At 54.5% G+C, this 24,359-nt stretch carries 18 protein-coding genes, 2 tRNA genes and 2 pseudogenes; 8 read left to right on the forward strand and 14 right to left on the reverse strand.

What is annotated here, in order from left to right; genetic code table 11:
• Nucleotides 1-34: 34 nt before the first annotated feature.
• The 4 genes from AC3RPL_RS00955 to syd all read right to left on the reverse strand — a co-directional run bounded on the left by AC3RPL_RS00955 (nt 35) and on the right by syd (nt 2,867).
• Entirely contained in the window at nt 35-484 is a 450-nt protein-coding gene (locus AC3RPL_RS00955) for a flavodoxin (protein ID WP_490738645.1), read from the reverse strand.
• Between the two features lie 103 nt (nt 485-587).
• Nucleotides 588-1,409, reverse strand: a complete 822-nt coding sequence (truC, locus tag AC3RPL_RS00960) for a tRNA pseudouridine(65) synthase TruC (protein WP_490738646.1) — start codon at nt 1,407-1,409, stop codon at nt 588-590.
• On the reverse strand, nt 1,409-1,735 hold the full coding sequence (locus AC3RPL_RS00965; RefSeq protein WP_261640887.1) for a YqcC family protein: 327 nt from the start codon (nt 1,733-1,735) through the stop codon (nt 1,409-1,411). Before AC3RPL_RS00965 ends, truC begins: the two co-directional genes overlap by 1 nt.
• 568 nt (nt 1,736-2,303) lie before the next feature.
• A complete protein-coding gene (gene syd, locus AC3RPL_RS00970; protein WP_490738647.1) occupies nt 2,304-2,867 on the reverse strand; it encodes a SecY-interacting protein in 564 nt (187 codons plus the stop codon).
• A gap of 126 nt (nt 2,868-2,993) precedes the next feature.
• On the opposite strand from syd, the pseudogene queF reads away from it, so the two are divergent.
• From queF to xni, 3 genes and pseudogenes are all read left to right on the forward strand, one after another.
• Nucleotides 2,994-3,159 (forward strand): annotated as a pseudogene (gene queF / locus AC3RPL_RS00975) (NADPH-dependent 7-cyano-7-deazaguanine reductase QueF); the annotation flags it as partial.
• A gap of 308 nt (nt 3,160-3,467) precedes the next feature.
• Entirely contained in the window at nt 3,468-4,826 is a 1,359-nt protein-coding gene (gene ppnN / locus AC3RPL_RS00980) for a nucleotide 5'-monophosphate nucleosidase PpnN (protein WP_034938524.1), read from the forward strand.
• A 43-nt stretch (nt 4,827-4,869) separates the two neighbouring features.
• Nucleotides 4,870-5,655 (forward strand): flap endonuclease Xni, encoded by a 786-nt coding sequence (gene xni / locus AC3RPL_RS00985; RefSeq protein WP_261653501.1) that lies wholly within the window; start codon nt 4,870-4,872, stop codon nt 5,653-5,655.
• Between the two features lie 18 nt (nt 5,656-5,673).
• Here xni and rlmM read toward each other — a convergent pair whose 3' ends face one another.
• The 4 genes from rlmM to AC3RPL_RS01005 all read right to left on the reverse strand — a co-directional run bounded on the left by rlmM (nt 5,674) and on the right by AC3RPL_RS01005 (nt 8,698).
• Complete coding sequence (gene rlmM, locus AC3RPL_RS00990) at nt 5,674-6,774, reverse strand: 23S rRNA (cytidine(2498)-2'-O)-methyltransferase RlmM (protein ID WP_261640892.1); 1,101 nt, start codon at nt 6,772-6,774, stop codon at nt 5,674-5,676.
• Nucleotides 6,767-7,162, reverse strand: coding sequence for a DUF423 domain-containing protein (locus AC3RPL_RS00995; RefSeq protein ID WP_261640893.1), 396 nt, complete (start codon nt 7,160-7,162; stop codon nt 6,767-6,769). Before AC3RPL_RS00995 ends, rlmM begins: the two co-directional genes overlap by 8 nt.
• A 48-nt stretch (nt 7,163-7,210) precedes the next feature.
• Nucleotides 7,211-8,128: a transcriptional regulator GcvA gene (locus AC3RPL_RS01000; protein WP_490738648.1), complete on the reverse strand. Its 918-nt coding sequence runs from the start codon at nt 8,126-8,128 to the stop codon at nt 7,211-7,213.
• Between the two features lie 345 nt (nt 8,129-8,473).
• Nucleotides 8,474-8,698 (reverse strand): YgdI/YgdR family lipoprotein, encoded by a 225-nt coding sequence (locus AC3RPL_RS01005; protein WP_490738649.1) that lies wholly within the window; start codon nt 8,696-8,698, stop codon nt 8,474-8,476.
• Nucleotides 8,699-8,908: 210 nt separating this feature from the next.
• On the opposite strand from AC3RPL_RS01005, the gene csdA reads away from it, so the two are divergent.
• On the forward strand, nt 8,909-10,114 hold the full coding sequence (gene csdA, locus AC3RPL_RS01010; protein WP_490738650.1) for a cysteine desulfurase CsdA: 1,206 nt from the start codon (nt 8,909-8,911) through the stop codon (nt 10,112-10,114).
• On the forward strand, nt 10,114-10,560 hold the full coding sequence (csdE, locus tag AC3RPL_RS01015; protein WP_490738651.1) for a cysteine desulfurase sulfur acceptor subunit CsdE: 447 nt from the start codon (nt 10,114-10,116) through the stop codon (nt 10,558-10,560). The genes csdA and csdE overlap by 1 nt, the downstream gene beginning before the upstream one ends.
• Here csdE and tcdA read toward each other — a convergent pair.
• Nucleotides 10,561-11,371, reverse strand: a pseudogene (tcdA, locus tag AC3RPL_RS01020) (tRNA cyclic N6-threonylcarbamoyladenosine(37) synthase TcdA).
• 54 nt (nt 11,372-11,425) lie between these two features.
• A complete protein-coding gene (mltA, locus tag AC3RPL_RS01025; RefSeq protein WP_490738652.1) occupies nt 11,426-12,565 on the reverse strand; it encodes a murein transglycosylase A in 1,140 nt (379 codons plus the stop codon).
• 205 nt (nt 12,566-12,770) lie between these two features.
• Between mltA and AC3RPL_RS01030 the strand changes: the two genes are divergently transcribed.
• Both AC3RPL_RS01030 and AC3RPL_RS01035 read left to right on the forward strand, forming a co-directional pair.
• A tRNA-Met gene (locus AC3RPL_RS01030) sits at nt 12,771-12,847 on the forward strand.
• 62 nt (nt 12,848-12,909) lie between these two features.
• A tRNA-Met gene (locus tag AC3RPL_RS01035) sits at nt 12,910-12,986 on the forward strand.
• 69 nt (nt 12,987-13,055) lie between these two features.
• Here AC3RPL_RS01035 and amiC read toward each other — a convergent pair.
• The gene (gene amiC / locus AC3RPL_RS01040) at nt 13,056-14,306 is read right to left on the reverse strand and encodes an N-acetylmuramoyl-L-alanine amidase AmiC (RefSeq protein WP_490738653.1); all 1,251 of its coding nucleotides are present in this window, start codon (nt 14,304-14,306) and stop codon (nt 13,056-13,058) included.
• A 237-nt stretch (nt 14,307-14,543) separates the two neighbouring features.
• Between amiC and argA the strand changes: the two genes are divergently transcribed.
• On the forward strand, nt 14,544-15,893 hold the full coding sequence (gene argA, locus AC3RPL_RS01045; RefSeq protein ID WP_490738654.1) for an amino-acid N-acetyltransferase: 1,350 nt from the start codon (nt 14,544-14,546) through the stop codon (nt 15,891-15,893).
• A 100-nt stretch (nt 15,894-15,993) separates the two neighbouring features.
• On the opposite strand, the gene recD is transcribed toward argA, so the two are convergent.
• Genes recD through ptrA form a run of 3 tightly spaced genes read right to left on the reverse strand, consistent with a single transcriptional unit; the run spans nt 15,994 to nt 24,262 of the window.
• On the reverse strand, nt 15,994-17,844 hold the full coding sequence (gene recD, locus AC3RPL_RS01050) for an exodeoxyribonuclease V subunit alpha (protein WP_490738655.1): 1,851 nt from the start codon (nt 17,842-17,844) through the stop codon (nt 15,994-15,996).
• Nucleotides 17,841-21,377, reverse strand: a complete 3,537-nt coding sequence (gene recB / locus AC3RPL_RS01055; RefSeq protein ID WP_490738656.1) for an exodeoxyribonuclease V subunit beta — start codon at nt 21,375-21,377, stop codon at nt 17,841-17,843. The genes recD and recB overlap by 4 nt, the downstream gene beginning before the upstream one ends.
• Nucleotides 21,374-24,262, reverse strand: coding sequence for a pitrilysin (gene ptrA, locus AC3RPL_RS01060; protein ID WP_490738657.1), 2,889 nt, complete (start codon nt 24,260-24,262; stop codon nt 21,374-21,376). The genes recB and ptrA overlap by 4 nt, the downstream gene beginning before the upstream one ends.
• Nucleotides 24,263-24,359: the final 97 nt, after the last annotated feature.

The raw sequence follows: 24,359 nt of genomic DNA on the forward strand, positions 1-24,359 counted from the left end.
CAGCAGGCCACCAGTCCGGAGCAGAGCAGTGGCATTAACCGAGGCGCTTCGCCCATTGTTCAACCCAGGGCGAAGTCACTTCTTCCGGTTCCGGATTTTCGCTGGCATCCACCATCAGCACTTCTGCCACGCGCTGTGCAGCATGTTCCTGTAACAGCGCATCGAACTTTTTGCCACCGCCACAAAAATCATCATAGCTGCTGTCGCCAAGGGCTATCATGCCATAACGCAGCGTCGGCTGATGCCCCAGCGTCTCTCTTATACTGTGAAACAATGGCGCAATACTGTCAGGCAAATCGCCCTGGCCGGTAGTGGAGGTGATTACCAACGCAACCTGATCGCTGTAGCGCTGCCAGTCTTCAAGCGTGGGATCTTCAAAAATTTTAACCTGATGGCCCTGCTCAGCCAGTAACGGCTCTGCTTCTTCAGCAACCAGCAAAGCATTACCGTAAACTGTGCCAACAAAAATACCTATCTGAGCCATGCTTTTCTCCTGTGCTGGCGCTTATGCCCTTCATACTTCAGTTTGCAGATGCCCTGACTGCACAGCGCACCCCGGCCACTTACCTGAGCAAGCTCCCGGGGATTTACTCGCTGGCCCTCTTCCTGCAACCCAAATTCTTTTGGCTGTATGTTGAGGCTTTATCCTGAAGATAAACCGATGCAAACTCAACCCCGGCTGGATGGGAGAAGCAATCCTGCCAGCCAAAGGCGTTAATCATATTCTGCCAGACAGCATCTATCCCGGCGCGTAGTCGCAGCGTTTCACCGGTGACAGGATGCGTCAGATGCAACTCACTGGCATGCAACATCAGCCGGTTCATACCGAAGTTCTGTGCAGCATGGCGATTCTGTCGCAGATCGCCGTGCGCCGTATCGCCAATAATCGGATGACGAAGATGCCGCATATGTCGGCGCAACTGATGCTTACGCCCGGTCTGCGGTAGCAGTTCGGTAAGTGTGTAACGCGAAGTCTGATAGCGACTGACCGGCACCGGCAGCTCTACCGTGGCCAGAGTACGCCAGTGGGTTACCGCAGGCTGCGGTGCTTTATCGGGTTGCGCGAATTTATCGGCAATTTTGTCGACCTGTTCGCTCAGGGGATAGTCCAGCGTATCCTCACCCGACAGCCATCCCCTGACCACCGCATGATAGACCTTCTGCATCTGGTGCTGAGCAAATTGTTCTGATAGTTGACGGGCAACTTCGCTCGACAGTGCCAGCAGCAGCACCCCTGAGGTGGGCCTGTCCAGACGGTGAACGGTGTAAACGTGCCGACCAATCTGATCCCGAAGCGTTTGCATCACAAACACCGTTTCATGGCAGTCCAGCCAGCTACGATGTACCAGCCAGCCAGCGGGTTTGTTGACTGCAACCAGCCATTCATCCTGATAGATAATTTCCAACATCAGGAATGCGACTCAAAAAGTTGATCCATCTGGTTCAGAGCATGCAACAACGCCGCCCGGCACGGGATCTCCCCTTCCAGCGCAACCTCAAAATAAGGTGCAATAGCCAGCTTAGCCGGCAACTCTGCCCCGGCACAAAGCAGGGCATCCATCCTTGCCAGAAAAACCCATTGCAGCCACTGCAATGGCATCATGGTATCAACGCAAAATGGCTCCTGGCTTTCAAAGGCCGCAGCGTTTGGGGCGCAGGTTTGCCACAGCCCGGCGTCCTGTAAAATTTCTTCAATTGCTACCAGGCATTGCCTGACCTGCATTTCGCGGCTCATCAGCCCTCTCCTCTGGGTTTACAGCTGGATGCCAGCATACCATTCTCCATCAGCAGCGGTAAAAAGTACCGACGAAAAAAAGGGAGCACTGTAATAACAGTGCTCCCGATTCGTTCGCAGCCATCCCGCTACATTAATGCTCCCTGCTCGTCCTTGATAACTTTGTCCTTGAATGTTTCATACAACTCACCATCAATGGTGATATTCCCTGAGCATCCTGCCTCACTATCTATACTGATAGCTCTCATTCTCCATCCTGGAGGTGTCCCTTATCTCGTCCTGAGATGTTCCTGTTCTTCGTCCTGAAGACTATCCCTGCGTCATCATCCAGATGTGTCCTGATTCATTCCATGAATCACAGCATCCTTTCCGATGAGAGGTATTCTGCCCTAATATGATAAGCAAACAATACGGGGCACATTCGTTTTTGATTAAAATAGTATTTTTACAAAATAATGCTGTAAACAAGATTATGATTTACAATGTTTTTAATCAAAAAGCTTGAGAACATTCCGCCCGTTAAATAGCGATCTCTTACAATCCATGTAAGATATATCTCACAAATTCATCAGCAGTTTTCCGCAGAATTGACTGAATTTCTTAATAATGAAAGAAAATCAATGAGATTCGGGGCCAGTACATTGCGCTTTTTTGTTCCCGTCTTTTCCAGCACCACTTCACCTGTGAGATTACATACCGCAATCACCTCCTGCTCGCTGGCGGATGTCGCGATAAACAGCGTCGGAGAAAGTTTCAGGCGACGTTGCATAACCAGGTGCCCAATCAAATTTTCCTGTAAACGTAGAAAATCTTCTTCGCTCCATGTTTGCAGCAGCGTATACATTTGCCCTGCCAGAGTAACAGTCATATCACCGGAAAATTGCGCTGTATACCAGTCAACCACTGATGGCTGAATACGCAATTCCATTGCACGCTCAACTGCATCAAGATTTTTTGCCAGAGTAAAAGGCTGTGGCAGCCAGAAAACCTGATCGTCACAGCTGCTTTGTATGCACGGCGATGGCACACCGTACAAATCATGGCTGGCAGGAGGGTGTCCACAGATACGCTGCCAGTCTTCGCAATAGCCCCGGGTAAAATCGGTCAGGGCGCGGGTCGTCTCTTCAGTCATTGTTTTTTCACTCCTGGTGGCCTGAGTTACACTAAGGCGATGCTCATCCTGGCAGTCGGATAGATAGTGTCCGCTTGCCAACAATTTTTTCACTCTACCTGCCGGTAGCAGGCCGCAAGGTAAACCATGTCTTTACAGGATACAAATCGGGCGCTGAATGGTCTGACGCTGGGAAAACCGACAGAATATCACGATATTTATCAACCCTTTTACTGCAAGCCGTGCCACGAAGTTTGAACCGTGAAACCCCCGCCTCTTTCCTGAAAGCTTACCCTTTCATGGTGCCAACATCTGAACGCTATATGAACTGTCCTGGCTGAATGCACGAGGCGTGCCACAGGTGGCGGCCTTGATATTAATCCGTGGCGAAGCAATGGAACATTCAAACCCGCACGTTCCCGTCTGGTAAGTCAGTGATTGACTGCATTTTGCGTACCGTTACGCATAAGCACAAGGTACGCTATTGTTAAACCCTGCTGTACAACGCTACTCTGAGAGTGGGCTAAGGTTTTCCTGCCCACGGAAATTTCCTCTTCACGACGAGAACGCCTTGCTGTCGTCGGGAGTGACTACTGCCCGGAGGGGTATAAAGGAGTTAAATTGATTACACAAATCAGCCCGTTAGGCTCAATGGATCTGCTTTCCCAGCTGGAAGTCGACATGCTGAAAAGAACCGCCAGCAGCGACCTCTATCAACTGTTTCGCAACTGTTCTCTTGCCGTACTTAACTCCGGCAGCCAGACCGACAGCAGTCATGAATTGCTCTCCCGCTTTGAAAATTTCGATATCAACGTGTTACGGCGCGAACGCGGCGTCAAACTTGAACTGCTCAATCCCCCGGAAGAAGCCTTTGTCGATGGGCGAATTATCCGTTCGTTGCAGGCCAACCTGTTTGCCGTCCTGCGCGATATTCTGTTTGTAAATGGTCAGATCGACAGCGCCGCGCAGTATCAGAACAGTGATGACCCGGTACATATTACTAACCTTGTATTCTCCATCCTGCGTAATGCCAGAGCGCTGCATGTTGGAGAAGAACCGAATACCGTGGTCTGCTGGGGCGGACACTCAATTAATGACATCGAATACCAGTATTGCCGTAAGGTCGGTTCCCAGCTTGGCCTGCGCGAGCTGAATATCTGTACCGGCTGTGGGCCCGGTGTCATGGAAGCGCCGATGAAAGGGGCGGCGGTGGGTCATGCACAACAGCGATACAAAGAAGGACGTTTTATTGGCCTGACTGAACCGTCAATTATCGCCGCCGAGCCGCCAAATCCGCTGGTTAACGAACTGATCATCATGCCGGATATTGAGAAGCGACTGGAAGCGTTTGTGCGTATTGCGCACGGTATCATCATCTTTCCTGGCGGGGTGGGCACCGCTGAAGAGCTGCTCTACCTGCTGGGCATTATGATGAATCCGGAGAACCACAATCAGGTGCTACCGCTGATACTGACCGGTCCAAAGGAGAGTGCAGACTATTTCCGGGTAATGGATGAATTTATCGTCAACACCCTGGGGGAAGCCGCTCGCCAGCACTACACCATCATTATTGATGATGCGCCTGAAGTCGCTCGCCTGATGAAAAAGGCCATGCCGAAAGTTAAAGAACATCGTCGTGAAACGGGTGATGCCTACAGTTTTAACTGGGCAATACGCATTGCGCCGGACCTTCAGGTGCCGTTTGTGCCAACGCATGAAAATATGGCTAACCTGAATCTTTCACCTGACCAGCCTGCCGAGCAGCTTGCCGCCGCCCTGCGTCGGGCTTTCTCCGGAATTGTGGCCGGAAACGTCAAGGATGTGGGTATCCGGGCGATCAAAGAGAAAGGACGTTACAAAATTCATGGCGACCCGGAAATAATGCGCCGTATGGACGATTTGTTACAGGGATTTGTTGCCCAGCACCGCATGAAGCTGCCGGGAACCGCTTACATCCCCTGCTACGAAATCATTAAATAACTTCAACCCGGGGCGGCATCAGCCGCTCCCTTATTAGCCGATCATGACTATTCATTTGTTAATTGTTGATGCATTGAATTTGATCCGCCGTATTCATGCGGTTCAGGGATCGCCCTGCCTGCAAAGCTGTGTTCAGGCGCTGCAACAGCTGATTGTGCACAGTCAGCCCAGCCATGCCGTGGCGGTATTTGATGATGATGACCGCCACCAGAGTTGGCGTCATCAGTTGCTGCCGGATTACAAAGCAGGAAGAACCCCGATGCCAGATACGCTGAGGGAAGAGATGCCCCGGCTGCGTGACGCCTTCGCTGCGGCAGGCGTAAACTGCTGGCACGCTCCCGGCGAAGAGGCAGACGATCTGGCCGCCACGCTGGCGACAAAAGTGGTCACCAGCGGCCACCAGGCGACCATTGTCTCTACCGATAAAGGCTATTGTCAGTTAGTGGCACCGACTATCCGCATCCGGGACTACTTCCAGAAACGCTGGCTGGACGTGCCTTTTATCAGCAATGAGTTTGGCGTAAGCCCGGCACAACTTGTCGATTACTGGGGACTAGCCGGGATTAGCAGCAGCAAAATTCCCGGAGTAGCAGGTATTGGAGCTAAAAGTGCGGCTCAGCTGCTTCAGCAATTTGGTACGCTGGATGCGCTCTATGAAAACCTGCCTGCGGTGGCCGAAAAATGGCGCAATAAGCTGGAGAAAAATCGTGAGATGGCGCTAATCTGCCGCCAGGTTGCCAGGCTGAAAACCGACCTGGAACTGACAGGCAACCTGAAAGAACTCCGGCTGAATCCCGTTCCTCTTCAGGCTGACCCGTTCAGCAACTGAGTTAATTGTGCATGGCCGTCATCTTTCGTCACGACGGCCCGGGGTTGCCCCCCAAATCCGCCGGATATGTACTGTGACTTCCTCTCGATCATGGTAAAGCTGGCGAGCCTGAATCTGTGCATTAATACCGTTGGCTTTCAGCTTCTCATTGATCATCGCCAGATTTTGCGTCACTTCTTCATAACGCTTTTTCATCGGCAGCTTCAGGTTAAATATCGTTTCACGGCACCAGCCATTAACCAGCCAGTCCGCTATCAGGTTAGCGACACGCACCGGTTTCTCCACCATATCGCAAACCAGCCAGTAAATGTTGTTGCGCGTGGGACGATATTTAAAACCGTCTTCACGGTGATGGAAAACCTGCCCGCTATCCATCAGGGCAGGAGCCATCGGCCCATTATCCACGGCGTGGACCATCATGCTGCGTTTGACCAGTTGATAAGTCCATCCACCGGGACAGGCCCCCAGGTCGACCGCATACATGCCGCTGCCCAACCGCTCATCCCATTCGTCGGCAGGAATAAAAACGTGAAACGCCTCTTCCAGCTTCAACGTAGAGCGACTGGGCGCATCCGCCGGGAATTTCAGCCGGGGAATCCCCATAAAGAACGGCGAATTATTCTGCGTCAGCGAGTAGCCGACGTAGCAGCACCCCGGAGCAATGAAGAAGACATGTACCACCGGACGCTTTGAATTTTCATGATTAAGCAGCACACCAGCAGCACGCAGAGAACTGCGCAACGGGACGGTGAATTTCCGGCAGAACTTTAACAACTCTTTGCTCTCATTGGTGTCTGGCACCTCAACGCGAAGCTCTCCGCCTTTCTCTACTTTGCCGTTCAACGCCGCCGTTATCGGTGTTACCCGATCATCCGGGGGCAGGTCACGTAATAACTCCCCCACGACAATCATCTGGCGGGAAAAGATAAGTTCGCTGAACGGCAGCTCGCCGATAAGCTTTTCTGCGTCCTGCGGCTGATAGCACTCAAACAGCACGTAACCCGACTCTTCTTTGACCCTGGCAAAGCCGAAAACCTCACGTGCTGCGGCTCTGGCCGTAATTTCTGCCGCACACTCTTTTTCAAAGCCCTGGCGGCAGTAAAGTAAAATTTTATTCATGGCCCATCGCCTTTTTTTTCAGACGCAGTGCGCCAACTAACATTAATATCCACCCCACCAGAAAACAGGTGCCACCTACAGGAGTCACATAAACCCACAATCGCAGGTGAGAGAGCGCCAGGCAGTAGAGACTGCCACTGAATAACACCGTTCCCAGCGCCAGAAACGCGCTGCTCCAGTAAAACCAGATATTGGCCCGGCGCAGCATGGCAGCCGCTATTCCCAGAATAGCCAGAGTGTGAAATCCCTGATACTCCAGGCCGGTTCTCAGCCAGGCCATTTCACTTGCACCCAGCGATTTACTCAGCACATGAGCACCAAATGCCCCCAGCATCACAAACACAAATCCACTGATGGCTGAAAAAATCAGCATTGCACGACTCGACATTGACTCATCCTCAAAGATTGCCTGCACCGCACACCGGATAACAAGGCCTCAGCTGTCATAGCGAAAACGAAACTTTTCCTGTTCACTGGCGGCTTTTGCCAGAATCCACCGACGAAAGGCGGCTATTTTACCCAGTTCTGCCTGACTGTCATGACAAACCAGATAAAAAGCATTTTTACTCACCAGCACGTCATTAAAAGGACAGGCCAGTCGCCCGGCCTCAATTTCTGTCTGTGCCATCACATTATTTGCCAGCGCAACGCCCTGCCCATGGATAGCGGCCTGTAACACCATCGCGCTGTGGCTGAAAATCGGCCCGTGCTGCACATTGATATGTGCCACGCCAAGCTGACGGGTATAAGATTGCCAGTCACGACGTGATGCGTCATGCAGCAGGGTATGACTTGCCAGGTCCTGGGGGGTTTTCAGGGGGCGATCGCCCGTCAGTAAAAGTGGAGAACAGACCGGCAACAGATATTCAGCATACAGTTTTTCCACCCTCAATCCCGGCCAGTTACCACGGCCATAAAAAATGGCCACATCGACATCATCAGCCAGTTTCGCCTCATCACGGTCTGTTGCCTGGATGCGCACATCAATCCCCGGATAAGCTGAATTAAAGCTGGCAAGCCTCGGCACCAGCCACTGAATGGCAAAACTGGGCAGCAGACTGACGGTCAGCGCACCTTTGGCGCTGCGAGCCTGAAGCTTGCGGGTGGCCTCATTCAGATCGGAAAAAATCTCTTTAATGTCCAGATAGTAACTCTGCCCTTCTTCGGTCAGCAGCAGCGATCGATTACGTCGACGAAACAGCTTCAGCCCCAAAAAATCCTCAAGTGATTTAATTTGATGGCTGACCGCAGCCTGGGTGACAAACAGCTCTTCAGCCGCTTTAGTAAAACTAAGATGTCTGGCCGCAGCATCAAACACACGCAGCGCATTCAGAGGAGGGAGACGTTTGGACATGATTACCGGACAGTTGTTGGCTGTGACAAAACGTAAGACGCCTGACAGAGTTTTACGTATTAGTTTTTTTTATCCGAGGCATTATAATTTGTCCGTTGAGGATGCACCAGCAAATACCTATAGTTGCGGCACTTCCAGAGCCGGAACGAAAAGCAGGTCAGAAATTCAGGCAGTTAAGTGAGATTTTGGCAGGCTTTTGGCTGGTGGTCGTGATGTTGTGTTTGCAATTGGTCTGACGATTTTCAGACCGTGGGTGGTTCAGCTACCTTTTATCAGTCCCGGATTTATCCTGTCTGTCCACAAAATTAACAGCACCGCAGTTGCGGTGCTTTTTTTTACGTTAGCTTACTGCCCCATCTCAACCATTTCTTTTACATCAGAACGATGGATCTGTTGTTTGTTACCATTAGCATCTTTGTAGCTGATCATTCCGGTATCACTGTCCACCACTGGTTTGCCACTGGAGACAATGGTCCGGCCATCATTGGTGTGCATCACATAGTTGCTGGAACAGGCAGCCAGAGTAAAAGTCATGGCGCAGGCGGCCATAATAGCAGCGAGTTTTTTCATCTTTTTGTATCTCCTTGCAGTAGTAATGCGATAAACCCCCGCAGATGGCGATAACTTAAGGCCTTTCAGCCGAATACGCATTTGCGAGTGATAGTTTAAACCTTGCATAATTGAGGATAACGCGCTTTTTCAACATTGCCAGCCGGGCACCTGCAATTCAGAGTGGTCCTGAATGAAAGCGCATCAATTCATCATCCGCCAGAGGAGAGTATGACGTCATTTATTCCAGCACAGTTTCGCCAGCAGTTTCCGGCACTGGCCGACGCCGGTGTCTATCTGGACAGCGCCGCCACGGCACTCAAACCCGAGGCGGTGATTGAGGCGACACGGCAGTTTTACAGCCTGAATGGCGGAACGGTCCATCGCAGCCAGTTTGCCGCAGCCCGCCAGTTAACTGAGCGCTATGAGCATGCCCGCAGCCAGGTCGCCCGCTTGCTGGCTGCTGCAACAGCCAGCAGTATTATCTGGACAAAAGGCACCACCGAAGCCATTAATCTGGTGGCCCAGGCCTGGCTACGTCCTCGTCTGCAACCAGGAGATGAGATCGTCGTCAGCGAGGCTGAGCACCATGCCAACCTGGTGCCCTGGTTGATGGTGGCAAAACAGTGTGGCGCGAAGGTCATCCGCTGGCCGCTGGGAGAAGATCTTCTACCTGACATGTCGCTACTGCCAGCATTGCTTAACTCATCCACACGGCTACTGGCGCTGGGCCAGATGTCGAATGTCACCGGCGGCTGCCCGGATCTGACGCAGGCCATTTCGCTGGCCCACCAGGCAGGCGCAAAAGTGATGATTGACGGTGCGCAGGGCGTGGTGCATAGCTCAGTTGATGTGCAGGCGCTGGATATCGACTTTTATGCTTTTTCAGCACACAAGCTGTATGGCCCGATGGGAACCGGGGTACTTTATGCCAGACCCGAACTTCTGGAAATCATGGAACCCTGGCAGGGTGGAGGCAAAATGCTCTCATCCGTCACCTTTGAGGGCTTTACCGCCATGCCTGCCCCCTGGCGGTTTGAAGCAGGGACGCCTAACGTTGCTGGCGTGACAGGCCTTAGCGCAGCACTGACATGGCTGGAAGATCAGGACCGGACTGAGGCTGAGAACTGGAGTTGCGGACTGGCTGAACTGGCTGAACAACGTCTGAAGACCCTTCCCGGCTTTCGCAGCTTTCGTGCCGGGCGCTCCAGCCTGCTGTCGTTTGACATTGCCGGTATCCACCACAGCGATGTGGTGACGCTGCTGGCAGAAAGTGGCATTGCGCTGCGTGCCGGCCAGCACTGTGCCCAACCTCTGATACAGGCACTGGGCGTGAGCGGTACTTTGCGCGCCTCATTTGCCCCTTATAATACGCACAACGATGTTGACGCGTTGGTACGCGGTATGACTACCGCGCTGGAAATACTGGCAGACTAATGATGACTCTACTCCTCGCTCCCCACCCGTTCGGCACACTGATTACCGCCGACGAACTGAAACAGCAATTTGCTGCTTATACTCAGTGGGAAGAACGTTACAGACAGCTCATCCTGTTGGGCAAACAGCTACCGGGCCTGCCGGAGGAACTGAAAACCGCTGAAAATGAGCTGCGTGGCTGTGAGAATCGCGTCTGGCTGGGGCATCAACAGCTTGCCGACGGTAACCTGCATTTTTACGGCGACAGTGAAGGTCGCATCGTGCGGGGATTACTGGCCGTCCTGCTCACTGCGATGGAAGGCCAGTCTGCCACGTTACTTTCGCGGCAGTCGCCGCTGGTACTGTTCGATGAGCTGGGCCTGCGCAGTCAGCTCAGTTCTTCACGCAGTGCAGGACTTCAGGCGCTGGCAAACGCGGTAACGGTCGCTGCCAGCCATGCGCAGTAATCAACCGCGTGCCGCTCTGGCCATCATCTTTTTCAGCACATGAGCAACGGCAACAAAGCCAAAAGTCGCGGTCACCATGGTTGCCGCGCCAAATCCTGACGCACAGTCCATGCGTTTTGGCCCTTCTGCCGTGCTGCGGGAAGCACAGACCGAACCGTCCGGCTGGGGATACATCAGCGCTTCGGTAGAGAACACACAATCTATTCCCAGTTTACCTTTACTGTTTTTAACCACATTAAAATCGTGCTTCAGCCGCTCGCGCAATTTAGCCGCCAGCGGGTCCTGAATGGTTTTTGCCAGATCGGCCACCTGGATCTGCGTCGGATCAATCTGTCCACCTGCGCCACCAGTGGTCACCAGTGGTCACCAGTGGTATTTTATTACGCCGACACCAGGCCACCAGCGCGGCTTTTGGCCGGACACTGTCGATAGCATCAATCACATAACTGAAGGAATTCGTTATCAGCGTGGCGGTATTTTCTGCCGTGAGAAAATCGTCCACGCAGGTAACCCGACACTCCGGATTGATAGCCAGAATCCGCTGCGCCATCACCTCTGTTTTCGCCTGTCCGACCGTTCCCTTCAGGGCATGGATCTGACGGTTAGTGTTAGTGACACAAACATCATCCATATCAATCAGGGTGATAGCACCGATACCGGTGCGGGCTAGCGCTTCAGCCGCCCAGGAACCGACGCCACCAATACCTACCACGCAGACATGCGCATCGGCAAACAGTTGCAAAGCAGATTGTCCATACAGCCGCGCCGTGCCGCCAAAACGTTGCAGCCAGGCGTCAGAATGAGAAGTCATGGATTACCTCAGAATTGACCAGCAGGCGGAAAAGTCGCCTGCTGTCAGAACAGATTACTGCGTTAACAGAGCCGAACCACCGGAGCTGTTTTGCGCAGCAGAGAAAAGGGGCGCGCCAGCGCCAGGCGCAGATTTCAGTACCCAGACACGGCCATAGTGATTAAACCAGCCGGCCATATGCCCCGCATCAGGTCCAATCCCCTGATAAATATCGAAATGCTGTCCTTTTATCGCGCCGCCCACATCCAGCGATACCATAATGCGCATCTCGTACTTTCCGCTAAATTTACCGTTATTATCCAGTAGAGGCACTTCGGCCAGCAGCGCCGTTCCCGGTGGAATCAGCGAACGGTCAGACGCCACGGAGGCTTTCGCCACCAGCGGCACCGCGCTGGCACCGCGCACTGGCGCAAAATTTTCCGGTTTGAAAAACACAAAGGAGGGATTTTGCTCCAGCAGTTCCCTGACTTCCGCCTCGCTGTGCTCTTCACCCCACTGGCGAATGGCCTGCATTGACATATCTTCGCGCTTCACTCCGCCACGATCGATCAACACTTTGCCAATACTGCGGTAAGGATGACCATTTTTACCGCCATAACCAAAGAACATCAGCGGACGGCCATCGCCGTAATCAACATAGCCGCTGCCCTGCACATCCATAATAAAGTTATCCATCAGCGAATTGCTGTAGCCGATGACATACCGCTCATCCAGCGCTCCGCTGTAGATTTGCGCACGAGAGGGCAGACGGCGCTTACCGGCGGGCATACGGTAGAGCGGGTACTGAAATTCACCCTGCCGGGTGTAACGTGCCTTAATAACCGGGGTGTAATAGCCGGTAAACTGCACATTTCCGTAATTATCCGCCCCTTCCATCTGATAAGTATCCAAGCCGAACTGACGCAGTTGCCGGGTGTCTCCCCCCGCCATCAGCCAGCTTTTAATCGCGCTGTAGGTACTGCTCTGACGGGCAAACATGCCGGGCGAAGCGTACTGGATTTCTGACACCTGGTCGGCAAAGTCTTTACCGTTAACCGGACGCCCTTTCACATTGGGCTGATTGACCAGTCCCAGAGGTTCTTCGAGCTTTCCGTCTTTATATTGCTGCCCGCGATCGGTCGGTCTGGAAGAACATCCCGCCAGCAGGGCGATCAGCACCCCGCTAATAACATACTTCGCCCAACGTCCTTTCATTACTTTGCGCCCTCTTCGCGAAATTGCTGGCCGAAGATAGCAAAGCCATCAGCGTTTTGAAATGTGCTGAGCGTAAAGATCGTCCGGCGCTGTTCAACTACAGTACAGATGGCGGAAAAATTAAGCAGGCGGCGCTGTTTCTGAGACTTTCTATAAAAAAGAGGTTGCAACAAAACTCACGGCGAGTATAGTGCGCATCCACGGACGCGGGATGGAGCAGCCTGGTAGCTCGTCGGGCTCATAACCCGAAGGTCGTCGGTTCAAATCCGGCTCCCGCAACCAATTTCCTTCAGGGAAAAGCAGTAAAAAAAAGACTGTCGTGACGGAAGCGACAGCAACGCGGACGCGGGATGGAGCAGCCTGGTAGCTCGTCGGGCTCATAACCCGAAGGTCGTCGGTTCAAATCCGGCTCCCGCAACCAATCAAACACCCTTAAGGGTGTTTTTTTGTTTCTGCCCTCCGCTCATTGTTCATTCACCACCCGCTTCTGTTACTTCGCTACCCGTGAAGCGCTCCGGGCAAAATACGCTTTTATTCCTGACAGAATGGCCTCCGCGACCTGCTGCTGAAAATGCGCGGTGCGAAGCTTACGCTCTTCTTCCAGATTACTGATAAATGCCGTTTCCATCAGAATGGATGGGATGTCCGGGGCTTTTAACACCGCAAACCCGGCCTGATCCACCGTTTTTTTATGCAGATGATTGATTCTGCCCATCCGTAATAACACTTCATGACCAAACTTCAGAGTGTCATTCACCGTCCGGCTTTGCACCATGTCGAAAAGGGTATGATCAAGGTAGCGATCGCCACTCAGGCTGACGCCGCCAATCAGGTCGGATTCGTTCTGGGTTCGTGCCAGATAGCGGGCGGCGGTACTGGTCGCGCCTTTGGTCGAGAGCGCGAAAACTGAGGAGCCTCTGGCCGCACGACTGGTAAATGCATCGGCATGAAGCGAGATAAACAGATCGGCGCGCAGCCTGCGGGCCTTTGCCACTCTCACTTTCAGCGGGATAAACACATCTTCATTGCGGGTCATGTGCGCGCGCATACTGCCTTCTTTATCAATCAGCGTTTTTAGCCGCCTGGCAATTTTCAGCACGATGTCTTTTTCCCGCGTTTTGTTTTTGCCAATCGCACCGGGGTCTTCCCCGCCATGTCCGGGATCGATCATGATCACCAGCGGGCGATCTTTTCCCGCCTTGCCCGGCAGCGGGGCTTCGACAGGCTGATGCTGCGCCAGCCTGCCCTGATTGTAATCTTCCAGTAATGCCAGCAGTGGATCATCCTGATGATGGTTGCTGATGCCCTTTGCCGGATAGAGATCCAGTACCAACCGGTTTTTAAACCCGGCCACCGGCTCCAGAGTAAAAATTTGCGGCGTGACGTTTTGCTTCAGTTCCACCACCAGGCGCACAGTATTGCTGTTGAACTGTCCTACCCTGACGTGGCGGATCCAGGGATCGTCACTGCGCACCAGATTTCCGACATTTTTCAGTACCGGGTTAAGATGCAGATCAGTGATATCCACCACCACCCGCTCAGGATGGCTGAGGACAAACTGCTTATATTTTAGCGGCGTGCTGGATTCCAGCGTTAAGCGAGAGTAGGTCGAAGACGGCCAGATGCGGATAGCCACCACCTGCGCCAGCGCCGCGAAACCCACTTTGCTGACGCTGAGCAACACAACTGCGCCGACGCTTTTTAACCATCGGCGTCGACCGGGGGAAGGTAAATCGGACATGCAACTCCAGGTTGTTTGCTGTTTTTAATCAGAAAGTCGAGCCAAATCACTGCCATAAACTGAAACTTTAGCGAATCCTGCTAAGGGTGTCATGCGGAAAAAGGTCAGGTAATGCAAACTGTAAGCGACCGTTGACAGCTATAGTTAAACAGCCTCGGGATCAATTGTCCCTTGCACCCGGCTCACAAAAGAATAAAAATACATTTTTATCGAATAATCATTCACAGAGGGTTTGCCGTGAAGGAACGGAGTACCGAGCTGGTTCAGGGCTTTCGTCATACAGTCCCCTACATTAATGCCCACCGTGGTAAAACGTTTGTCATTATGCTGGGTGGTGAAGCTATCGGGCATGAGAACTTTTCCGGCATCGTTAATGATATCGGCCTGCTACACAGCCTTGGCATCCGGCTGGTGCTGGTGTACGGTGCCAGACCGCAAATTGACGCCAATCTGGATGAGCATCATCTGGAGCCGGTCTATCACAAGCATACCCGCGTCACTGATGCACAGTCGCTGGAGCTGGTCAAACAGGCTGCGGGGCGTTTGCAGTTGGACATCACCGCCCGCCTGTCAATGAGTCTGAACAATACCCCCCTCCAGGGCGCTCACATTAACGTGGTCAGCGGCAACTTTATTATCGCGCAACCGCTGGGCGTGGACGATGGTGTTGACTACTGCCACAGCGGGCGCATCCGCCGCATAGATGAAGAAGCGATACATCGCCAGCTTGACAGCGGTGCCATTGTGCTGGTTGGCCCGGTGGCGGTGTCAGTGACCGGCGAAAGCTTTAACCTGACCTCAGAAGAGGTCGCCACCCAGCTGGCGATCAAACTGAAGGCTGAAAAGATGATCGGTTTCTGCTCAGGTCAGGGCGTGACTGACAGCGAAGGCGAGATTATCTCTGAACTCTTCCCGAACGAAGCGCAGCAGCGCACCGAAGAACTGGAGCAGAGCGATGATTATCTTTCCTGGACGGTGCGCTTTCTGCGTGGCGCGGTAAAAGCCTGTCGCAGCGGCGTTCGCCGCAGCCATCTGATCAGCTACCAGGAAGATGGCGCGCTGATCCAGGAACTCTTCTCCCGCGATGGTATTGGCACCCAGATTGTCATGGAAAGCGCCGAGCAGATCCGCCGGGCAACCATCAATGATATCGGCGGCATCCTTGAGCTGATCCGCCCACTGGAACAGCAGGGAATTCTGGTGCGCCGCTCCCGTGAGCAGCTGGAAATGGAGATTGATAAGTTCACCATTATTGAGCGTGACAATCTGACTATTGGCTGTGCCGCGCTCTATCCCTTTCCGGAAGAACAGATTGGCGAAATGGCTTGTGTGGCGGTACATCCGGACTACCGCAGCTCATCCAGGGGAGAAGCGTTACTGGAACGCGTCGCGCTTCAGGCACGTCAGATGGGACTGAAAAAGCTGTTTGTGCTGACCACCCGTAGCATCCACTGGTTCCAGGAGCGCGGTTTCATGCCGGTGGATGTGGATCAGCTGCCTGAAAGTAAAAAACAGATGTACAACTATCAGCGCCGCTCTAAAGTGCTGATGGTCGATTTGCGTCACGCCGCCAGGTCTGAAGCCTGAAAATCAGGGGCGGGACAGTATAATCCGCCCCAGCCAGGCGGCTGAAAATTAATCCGCTGGCGGGCCTGCCGACGCATTTTTCAGACCGGCCGTGCCCTTTTCACCTGCACTCCGCCGCTCCCCGCAGACGTTCGACCAGTCCGCTACGTCTCAGGGTGCGGATTTTTACCGCGTTACTGAACACCGTCATCTCGGCAAACAATGTCAGCTTTAAGCGGGCACGGGTGATGGCGGTATAAATCAGTTCCCGGGTCAACACCGGAGCAAACTGTCCCGGCAATACCAACAGTGTGTGCTCAAACTCTGAACCCTGCGATTTATGCACGGTCATGGCAAATGCCGTCTCGTGCGGGGGCAGACGACCTGGTTGCACCGCCTTGATGGAGCCGTCAGGCAGCGGGAAAAACACTTTCAGTCTTCCCTCTTCATCGTTCATCGCAATGCCGATATCCCCGTTGAACAACCCCAGCACGCTGTCGTTGCGGGAGATCATCACTGGACGCCCCGGATACCATTTGCCGCTGACGCCCGGCGCGCGATGGATCAGGCGATTCTGCGCCAGAAAGCTTTCAATCCGCTCATTGAGTCCGGTAACCCCAAATGGCCCTTCACGCAAAGCGCAAAGCAGACGGAAACGGCCGAAAGCTGCGATCACTGCTTCGGGTGCGGCTTCTGCTTTTAACAGCAGCAGATAATCCTGATATCCCGTCAGACAACTGTTCAACAGCTGCTGATAATCTTCACTGCTGTGCATTGAAAACCGAGCAATATCGTTAAAACCGGCGGCGAAGACCTCATCCGCCCGACGGATGTCCCCGGCGTTGACGGCCAGCGCCAGTTGCCCGATACCGGACGAACGGTCAAAACGATAGCTTTTACGCAGCAGACAGATACTGTCGCGCACGCTGACCGCCCCGCCATCGTCATGCCCCACCACCTCACAGCCGGTCAGGCTACTGAGCTCCTTCGCCCTCGTCTCGCTGTATCCCGCCTCGGCACAGCGACAGATGTCGCCCAGTATCGCCCCGGCTTCCACCGACGCCAGCTGATCGCGATCGCCAAGAAAAATCACTCTGGCCTGCGGCGGCAGGGCCGCAATCAGGCTGGCCATCATCGGCAAATCCACCATAGAGGCCTCATCCACCACCAACAGATCCAGATGTAGAGGATTACCGGCGTGATAGCGCATTCGCTGGCTGCCGGGAATGGCACCAAGCAGGCGATGCAGAGTGGTGGCTTCCGTCGGAAAGTCTTGTTTTACCGTCTCACTGACATCCAGATTTTGCAGGGCTTTTCCCAGCGACTCGGTGAGACGTGCTGCCGCCTTGCCGGTGGGTGCCGCAAGGCGGATACGCAGGTTTGCGCCGGAAAGCGCCAGCAGAGAGGCCAGCAGCTTAGCCACTGTGGTGGTTTTACCGGTGCCGGGGCCACCGGAAATGACCGCGATCTGCCGGGTAATGGCAACCGCTGCGGCAATTTTCTGCCAGTCATCACGCTGACATCCAAAATGGCGGTCGAGAATGGCCCGCAGTTGCTCAGGCTGGGCAATGACAGGCGAGACATCGTTAACAAAAAATCGCGCCACTTCGCCTTCAGACTGCCACATCCGGTGCAGATAAAGCCGCTGCTGCCAGAGAACCAGCGGGGTGGCCGAAGAACCATCGCCCACCGCCTCTTCGGCTGATAACAGGCTCTGCCAGTCCGGTTCGCCAGCTTCCTGCCAGATCTGTCGGGCCAGTTCCGGATGGCGACCGGCAAACAGCAGCTGGCCGGTAAATTGCGCCAGTGGCAGACAGACATGCCCTTCCCCCGCGCCAACGCTGACACAGGCGGCTGCCAGCATCAGCGCCGGCCTGTCATCACCGGCTATCAGGCGCGCAAACTGCACATCCAGCGGCCGGAACAGTCGCTGCTCGCAGGCTTCTGCTAACAGTTCAGCCATCCTGCTCATAAATCTTCCTCATTCTCACCGGCAAACAACGCATCCATCCCGCCAATCAACGTGGCATCAGGCCGGTTGAACCAGACGCCGTTTTCCCGGCACTCGCCGTCAACACCCCGTAAAAACAGATAGATAACGCCACCAAAATGCTGCTGATAGTCATAGTCCGGCAACCGGTGCCGCAGATAGCGGTGCAATGCCAGCGTATAGAGCTGATACTGCAAATCGTAACGGTGAGAACGCATCGCCTGAGCCATGGCTTCCTGGGTGTAATCTGCTGCCGCGTCACCCAGCCAGTTTGATTTGTAATCCAGCAGGTAATATTTGCCCTGCCAGCGGAAAACCAGATCAATAAATCCCTTCAGCATCCCCTGTACCTGCTGAAAATTCAGCGGTGGACATCCGGCTGACAGCGGGTCATAGCGCTTCACCAGCTGGTCAAGCGTTTCAGCCCTGAGCAGACGCCCGACGGGCAGAAAAAATTGCAGCTCAACCTGATAACAGGCAGGCGGTAGCTGATGCAGACTGGCCCCGCTGTCATTCAGCGGGGTCTGCAATATCCGTTCAATCCACGCCAGCATTACCGGCAACCAGGCCGCATCGTAACCCTGCCGGGTCAGCTGTGCACTGAGCCACTGCGGGTCAACCGGTTGGGTAAAATCGATATTTTCAAACAGGGCATGAAGAAATGTTCCCGGCGCGGCCCCTCGCGGAAAGTTGTATGGCGTCAGCTGCACGGCCTGGTGGCCCTGAGCTTCACCCGCCGCATCCACGTCGAGGCGCGGTAACAACTCAAAACCAGCATTGTGACCATGCTGCTGCAATCCGGAATAGCTGGTAACCCGCCAGTCATCGCGCAACGAGCGGGTCATCTGTCGGCTACTAAGAGGCGGCAGCGACAGCGAAAGCGGTTGCCATGTCCGATCGTTAACCTCGCCCGCAACGCCGATCGCCAGCGCATCGCTGCTGAGCGCCCGCAGATGCTGTTGCAACCCGTCGGCATCCGCCGCTTCTCCCTGTTGGATAAGGTAACCCACCGCGCTGCGATGCAGGTCACTGAGTCCCTCTTTCTTGCGGTTACCCTTCACCAGAGGCGCGATACCCACGCTACAGTGCCAGACTGAACGGGTCAGTGCGACATAAAGCAGGCGCAGATCCTCCGCCAGTCGTTCCTGCTCGGCCAGCTCAAGGCTTTCAGCATCGTCGTGTAAATCGAGCAGTGCCTGAAAACTTTGCCGGTCGTGATAGACCCCCTGTCCCCCTTCACGAAAAGTGGCAATAAAGGGCAACCAGACCAGCGGATACTGCAATCCCTTGGATTTATGGATAGTGACAATCTGCACCAGATGGCGATCGCTCTCCAGCCGCAGCTGCTGGCTGGCGGACTGACCATCAGGCTCGGCCACTTCCTGCGCCAGCCAGCGCAGTAGTGCATGTTCACTGTCCAGCTGCGTCGAGGCTTCCTGTAACAGTTCCCCCAGATGCAACAGGTCGGTCAGACGACGTTCACCGCTTTCAGAGGCCAGCAGATTTTCGGCAATGTGCCGCCGAACCATAAGCTCGCGCAGCATGGGCAGCACGCCTCGCTTCAGCCAGCGCTGTCGGTAAAGATCTAACTCCTCCACCAGCGCATCCCACTGGCGTTCATCCTGGCTGAGCGCTTCCAGCGTTAACGCATCCAGCCCGAGAATGCTGGTCGCCAGCGCGTTGCGTAAAATGCGCTCCTGGTCGGGAGCCAGCACCGCCTGAAGCAGCCATACCATTTCACGCGCTTCCTGAGTACTGAAAACGCTGTCACGGTTAGAGAGGTAAACGGAGGGAATGTGCAGGCGGTTCAACGCGTCGCGCATCAGCGCAGCCTCCTGACGACTGCGCACCAGAATCGTGATATCGCAAGCCTGCACTGGCCGCAGCGTATCGCCTTTCCCGATTAACGCTTCACCCTGCTGTCCGGCGGTCAGCCAGTGGCAGATATCCGCCGCGCACTGTCGCGCCATAAACTGCTGGTAATCACTTACTCCGACGCCTTCGCCAGGCTGTAACCAGAAGCGTAACGCGGGCTGCTCCTCGCCATCCAGCATAAAACGTAATGCTGCATTTGCGGGGGCGGGCTGGACGGGGATAAAAGGGATCTCACTGAACAGAAAAGGCGCAGGCAGACGGCTGAATAACTGATTTACGCTGTCCACCATCGCCGGGGAAGAACGCCAGTTAGTTTCCAACGTGTAGTGAGCGCTGACTTCATTACGTGCCCGCATATAGGTGAAAATATCCGCCCCGCGAAAAGCGTAAATTGCCTGCTTGGGGTCGCCGATCAGCAGCAGTGCATGGTCCGGCTGGTGGGCGTAGAGCTTGCTGAAAATGCGGTACTGCTGCGGATCGGTATCCTGAAACTCATCGATCAGCGCCACCGGATAACGACTGCGGATAGCCGAAGCCAGTGCGTCTCCCCCGGCCTGCTGTAAGGCACTGTCCAGTCTGCCAAGCAGGTCGTCGAAACCGAGCAACGCCGTGCGCTGCTTCTCTTTTTGCGTAGCGGTGCGGATTTCACTCAGCGCGCGCGCAATCACCAGATCGCGCAGGGAGAGGGGTTCAGCAAGAAAGAGATCGATCTGTGCAAACAACGGATGGTGAGGCGGCTCGCCTTTTTTGGTCTTCTCCAGCAACATACGCTGTCCGAAACGTTCCAGTTCCGGCGGAGTTTGATAATCTTCCGTCTCGCTTTGCGCCCACTGGTTAACTTTTTCCAGCCAGACGGGTAAGTGCTTACTGCTGTAACTCCGTTTGTCCACACCAGACTGCACCAGCAGATCGTGCAGATTACCCGCCGCCAGCCACAGCGCCTTCAGTTCATTGATACGGGTAATAATTCTCTCGTGTCGCTGGACAAAGCTTTCCTGCAAATCGGGCGGATGTTTCAGGGTTGGCGTTTCGCCATTCAGCCAGGGCGAGAGCGATGAGAGCAGCTGTTCCGGCCCCTGCCACATCTGCACCATCACCCGCGCCACCGGCAGCGGCAATGGATAACAGTGGCGTCGCCAGAAATCTGCGGCGGCGCGATGTCGCAGCGGCAACTCATCTTCAATCAGTTGCTGCTCAAACAACATACCCGACTCAAAAGCATTGAGGTTGAGCATCCGCTGGCAGAAACCATGAATGGTGAAGATCCCGGCATCATCCATCTGCCGCTCGGCTGCCAGCAGTTGTGCCGCCGCGCGTGGTATATCGTCAATCTCCTGCATCAACTGTTGCAACATGCTGTCTGTGGTGTGACCACGGACACAGGCGATACGCAACTGATGGATGTTCTGCCGGATACGGCCCCGCAGCTCTGCCGTGGCCGCCTCGGTAAAGGTCACCACCAGAATCTCCTCCACCGCCAGCGGACGGGAAAAGGCGGCTTCACCGCCCAGTCCCAGTAGCAGCCGCAGATAGAGCAGGCCGATAGTGAAGGTTTTTCCCGTGCCTGCCGAGGCCTCAATAAGCCTTTCGCCGTGCAGCGGCAGCGTCAGGGGATCAAGACGGCGGGCAGCTTCATTCATGGTTTATCATTTTTCGTCGGAAAAGATTGCTGCAAACGGGTCACGTCCGGCCAGGTGGTAAACCCTGCCGGTGCCGCATAGTCTGCCTTATCGTGCTGGCTGCCGGAGATCTGTGACAGCAGTACCAGCCCCTGAGGTTTAATCACCGCGTCATGGAAAAAGGTTGCCAGTTTTTCTGGCGTCAGCGCGCCGATCGCGGCAATCAATCTGGCGCGGGTATCAAAACGGTAATTCTCGCGGTTAAAGTCCTTACTGAAGCGTCCGGCCTCTTCATCCAGCGTTTGCGGGCGCTGTTTCAGCTCATTGATCATCGACGCCTGATACTGAGCAAAGTCCTCTTTGCTGATAGCACGCAGGCGCTTCTCCGCCGTGGGATAGAACGCCTCAAAACGGCGCAGCAGATAAGCCGGTTGTTTAACATTGCTTTGTAACAGGAAACCCAGCCCCCACTGACGCCCGACCGGCATCTGGAAGGAAAACACCGCGTAGCCCAGCTGTTCTTCCGTCCGCAGTTGGTTATAGAACCACGGCTGCACTATCTGGCTGAGCATCGCACTGCTGGCAATGCTGGTTAATTCGTCATAGCCCAGAGGCACATACAGTGCCGCCAGTGCAGAATCGGTGCTGCTGCCCGGCTTTTGCAGGTTTGCCAGCGTTTTTTTGTCAATCTGAATGTACTGACTGTGCCACCAGCTGTCGCCCTGGCAGTTAAGCTGCGATTTAATCTCCGTCGCCAGGGTTTTACTGCTCTCCGCCGTCATATTCCCCACCACCAACAGTTCCGGAGTGGATTTTTGCAGCAGCATCTGCCGGTAGTCATTGAGATCCTGCAAGGTGATAGCGGTCAGCTGCTGGCGACGCTCGGCACGCGGCGTGTATGGCAACTGCGGCAGCACCTGCGCTGGCTGAATCGCCAGTTCAAAAGCTTTACCCTTCTCCGCCGCATCCAGACGCTCACGATACCAGGATTTGGCCTGCTCCAACTGTTGCTCCGTCGGCTGATAGCTGGCATAGCCCTTCAGCAGCGCCTTCATCAGCTCCGGCAGGTGCTGGGTAAAGCCGCTGACGTTAAAGGTGACGCCGTTATCCTCCCCGGTGGAAAAACTGATCCCGCCCACAGAGGCCTGGGAGTTCAGCTCATCAAGCGCCAGCCCGGCAAGGTAATCGTTCAGCCCGAACAGCACCTGATTTTTCGCGGTGCTCATTGCCTCTTTGTTACGCAGATAGAGGGTAATGTTGGCTTTGGGATCGTCAGCATAGTACTGGCTCGGCATATAAAACACCCGCAGTCCCGGCTGGCTGATAAGCGGCTCAGGATGCGCCGAGGCACGCTGAGTGGGGATCAGCGTGAAATTATCCGGGATCCACGGATTCAGTACCGGCAATGATAAAGCGATTTTCTCACTGGCGGTCTGCCAGGCGGCAAAGCGCTCCGGGGCGATAGTGTCCACCTGATAAGGGGCGTTAACAAAATAGGCAACTTTATTGTGCGGCTCATCCGGGCTGATAAACCAGATCCGTGCGTTCTGCGGGGTCATTCCGTCCAGACGCGCTTTAATAGCCTGTGGATCGTAACGGTCAGCAATGTAGCCAGCATCAAGGATATTTGCCACCGGCACACGCAGCATGGTATCAGCCAGCCACTCAATGTAATCCATATCACGGGTAATTGACGGATAGCGGAAATCGAGGTCCAGCACGTGGGCCATTTCATCAAAGTATCTTTTATCGATTCCGCCACTGCGTAAGGTATGGAGATAGCTGAACACCGCCGCAATCACCCGATCGCGCTCTGCCAGCCCTTTATCGGTGAGCGACACCGAAATGGAGAATACGCCCCCATTACGGTCCACCATCGGGTCGGCACCGGCATCAACCGCGTCGGCCAGCCCACTGTTTTGCAGCCAGTCTGAGAGGGTATTTTTGCTGCGATTACCGATCAGATAAGCAATGAGGGTATCGGTTTTGCTGCGGAAGCGATCGCTGTTATTTTCAATACGAAATTCTATTTTCAGCTGCTTACGAGGCTGCGCGGGCACATAGTGAATGATGATGCCCTTCTGTTTTTCGGTGACCACCGGTACGGTAATTTCCGGCACCTCTGCGTTGCGGTTCTCCACCCGGCCAAAGGTGCTGACGGCAACCTTTTGCAGCTCCTCAAGCGGCTTATTGCTGTAGATCACCGCCTTCATCAGGTTGGCCGAGTAGTAACGGTGATAAAACGCCTTCAGCGCGTCATGCAGCTTACTGCCGGGTTTATCCTGCAATGTCTCCAGATTGCCACCGGAAAACAGTGAGCCCGGATGCTGCGGGTTTAAGGTTTCTGCGCCAACCTGCGCCATGCGCAATCCATCACGGGAGCGCGCCATGGTCAGTTCGGCATTGACCGCATGGCGCTCCCGGTCGGCATTGATCGGATCCAGCAACGGCTCTGCGATAGCGTCCGCCAGCCGGTCAACGGCGGGTTGCAGCGCGTCATTTTCCACCTCAAGATAAAATGCCGTACGATAAGACGCGGTGCTGGCATTGTGGCTACCACCATGTTTTTTAAGGAATTCAGCAAGGTTATCGGGTTGCGGATAGCGCTTCGAACCCATCAACAGCATGTGCTCCAGATAATGGGCCAGCCCCTGTTGATTACGGGGATTCTCCAGCGAACCTACCGGCAGGGTCAGCGCAGAGAGGGATTTAGTTGCCTGCGGATCGGAAACCAGCAGCACCGTCATGCCATTATCCAGACGGATGGCCTGATACTGACGCGGGTCTTTTTCACTTTTACGTATCGTTTCAGGGATCGGTTGCCAGCCAGGCTGAGCCTGAATCAGTGGACTCCAGAATGTGGCAATAAGAAACAGAGTGGTGAACCAGACTGCAAAACGACGCATTCAAACTCCTCGACAATCTCATTATTTGTCAGCCCCCATGCAGCCGGGCGACCGGTATTTACCCTGGATAGTTCACTTTCGGCTGTGAGCGAAGGTG

This window comes from Erwinia papayae (assembly GCF_058241465.1).

Bases quoted from the DNA above. Each gene is read 5' to 3' on its own strand.
- AC3RPL_RS00955 (WP_490738645.1), bottom strand. From the start codon at position 484: ATGGCTCAGATAGGTATTTTTGTTGGCACAGTTTACGGTAATGCTTTG.
- truC (WP_490738646.1), bottom strand. From the start codon at position 1,409: ATGTTGGAAATTATCTATCAGGATGAATGGCTGGTTGCAGTCAACAAA.
- AC3RPL_RS00965 (WP_261640887.1), bottom strand. From the start codon at position 1,735: ATGAGCCGCGAAATGCAGGTCAGGCAATGCCTGGTAGCAATTGAAGAA.
- syd (WP_490738647.1), bottom strand. From the start codon at position 2,867: ATGACTGAAGAGACGACCCGCGCCCTGACCGATTTTACCCGGGGCTAT.
- xni (WP_261653501.1), top strand. From the start codon at position 4,870: ATGACTATTCATTTGTTAATTGTTGATGCATTGAATTTGATCCGCCGT.
- rlmM (WP_261640892.1), bottom strand. From the start codon at position 6,774: ATGAATAAAATTTTACTTTACTGCCGCCAGGGCTTTGAAAAAGAGTGT.
- AC3RPL_RS00995 (WP_261640893.1), bottom strand. From the start codon at position 7,162: ATGTCGAGTCGTGCAATGCTGATTTTTTCAGCCATCAGTGGATTTGTG.
- AC3RPL_RS01000 (WP_490738648.1), bottom strand. From the start codon at position 8,128: ATGTCCAAACGTCTCCCTCCTCTGAATGCGCTGCGTGTGTTTGATGCT.
- AC3RPL_RS01005 (WP_490738649.1), bottom strand. From the start codon at position 8,698: ATGAAAAAACTCGCTGCTATTATGGCCGCCTGCGCCATGACTTTTACT.
- csdA (WP_490738650.1), top strand. From the start codon at position 8,909: ATGACGTCATTTATTCCAGCACAGTTTCGCCAGCAGTTTCCGGCACTG.
- csdE (WP_490738651.1), top strand. From the start codon at position 10,114: ATGATGACTCTACTCCTCGCTCCCCACCCGTTCGGCACACTGATTACC.
- mltA (WP_490738652.1), bottom strand. From the start codon at position 12,565: ATGAAAGGACGTTGGGCGAAGTATGTTATTAGCGGGGTGCTGATCGCC.
- amiC (WP_490738653.1), bottom strand. From the start codon at position 14,306: ATGTCCGATTTACCTTCCCCCGGTCGACGCCGATGGTTAAAAAGCGTC.
- recD (WP_490738655.1), bottom strand. From the start codon at position 17,844: ATGAGCAGGATGGCTGAACTGTTAGCAGAAGCCTGCGAGCAGCGACTG.
- recB (WP_490738656.1), bottom strand. From the start codon at position 21,377: ATGAATGAAGCTGCCCGCCGTCTTGATCCCCTGACGCTGCCGCTGCAC.
- ptrA (WP_490738657.1), bottom strand. From the start codon at position 24,262: ATGCGTCGTTTTGCAGTCTGGTTCACCACTCTGTTTCTTATTGCCACA.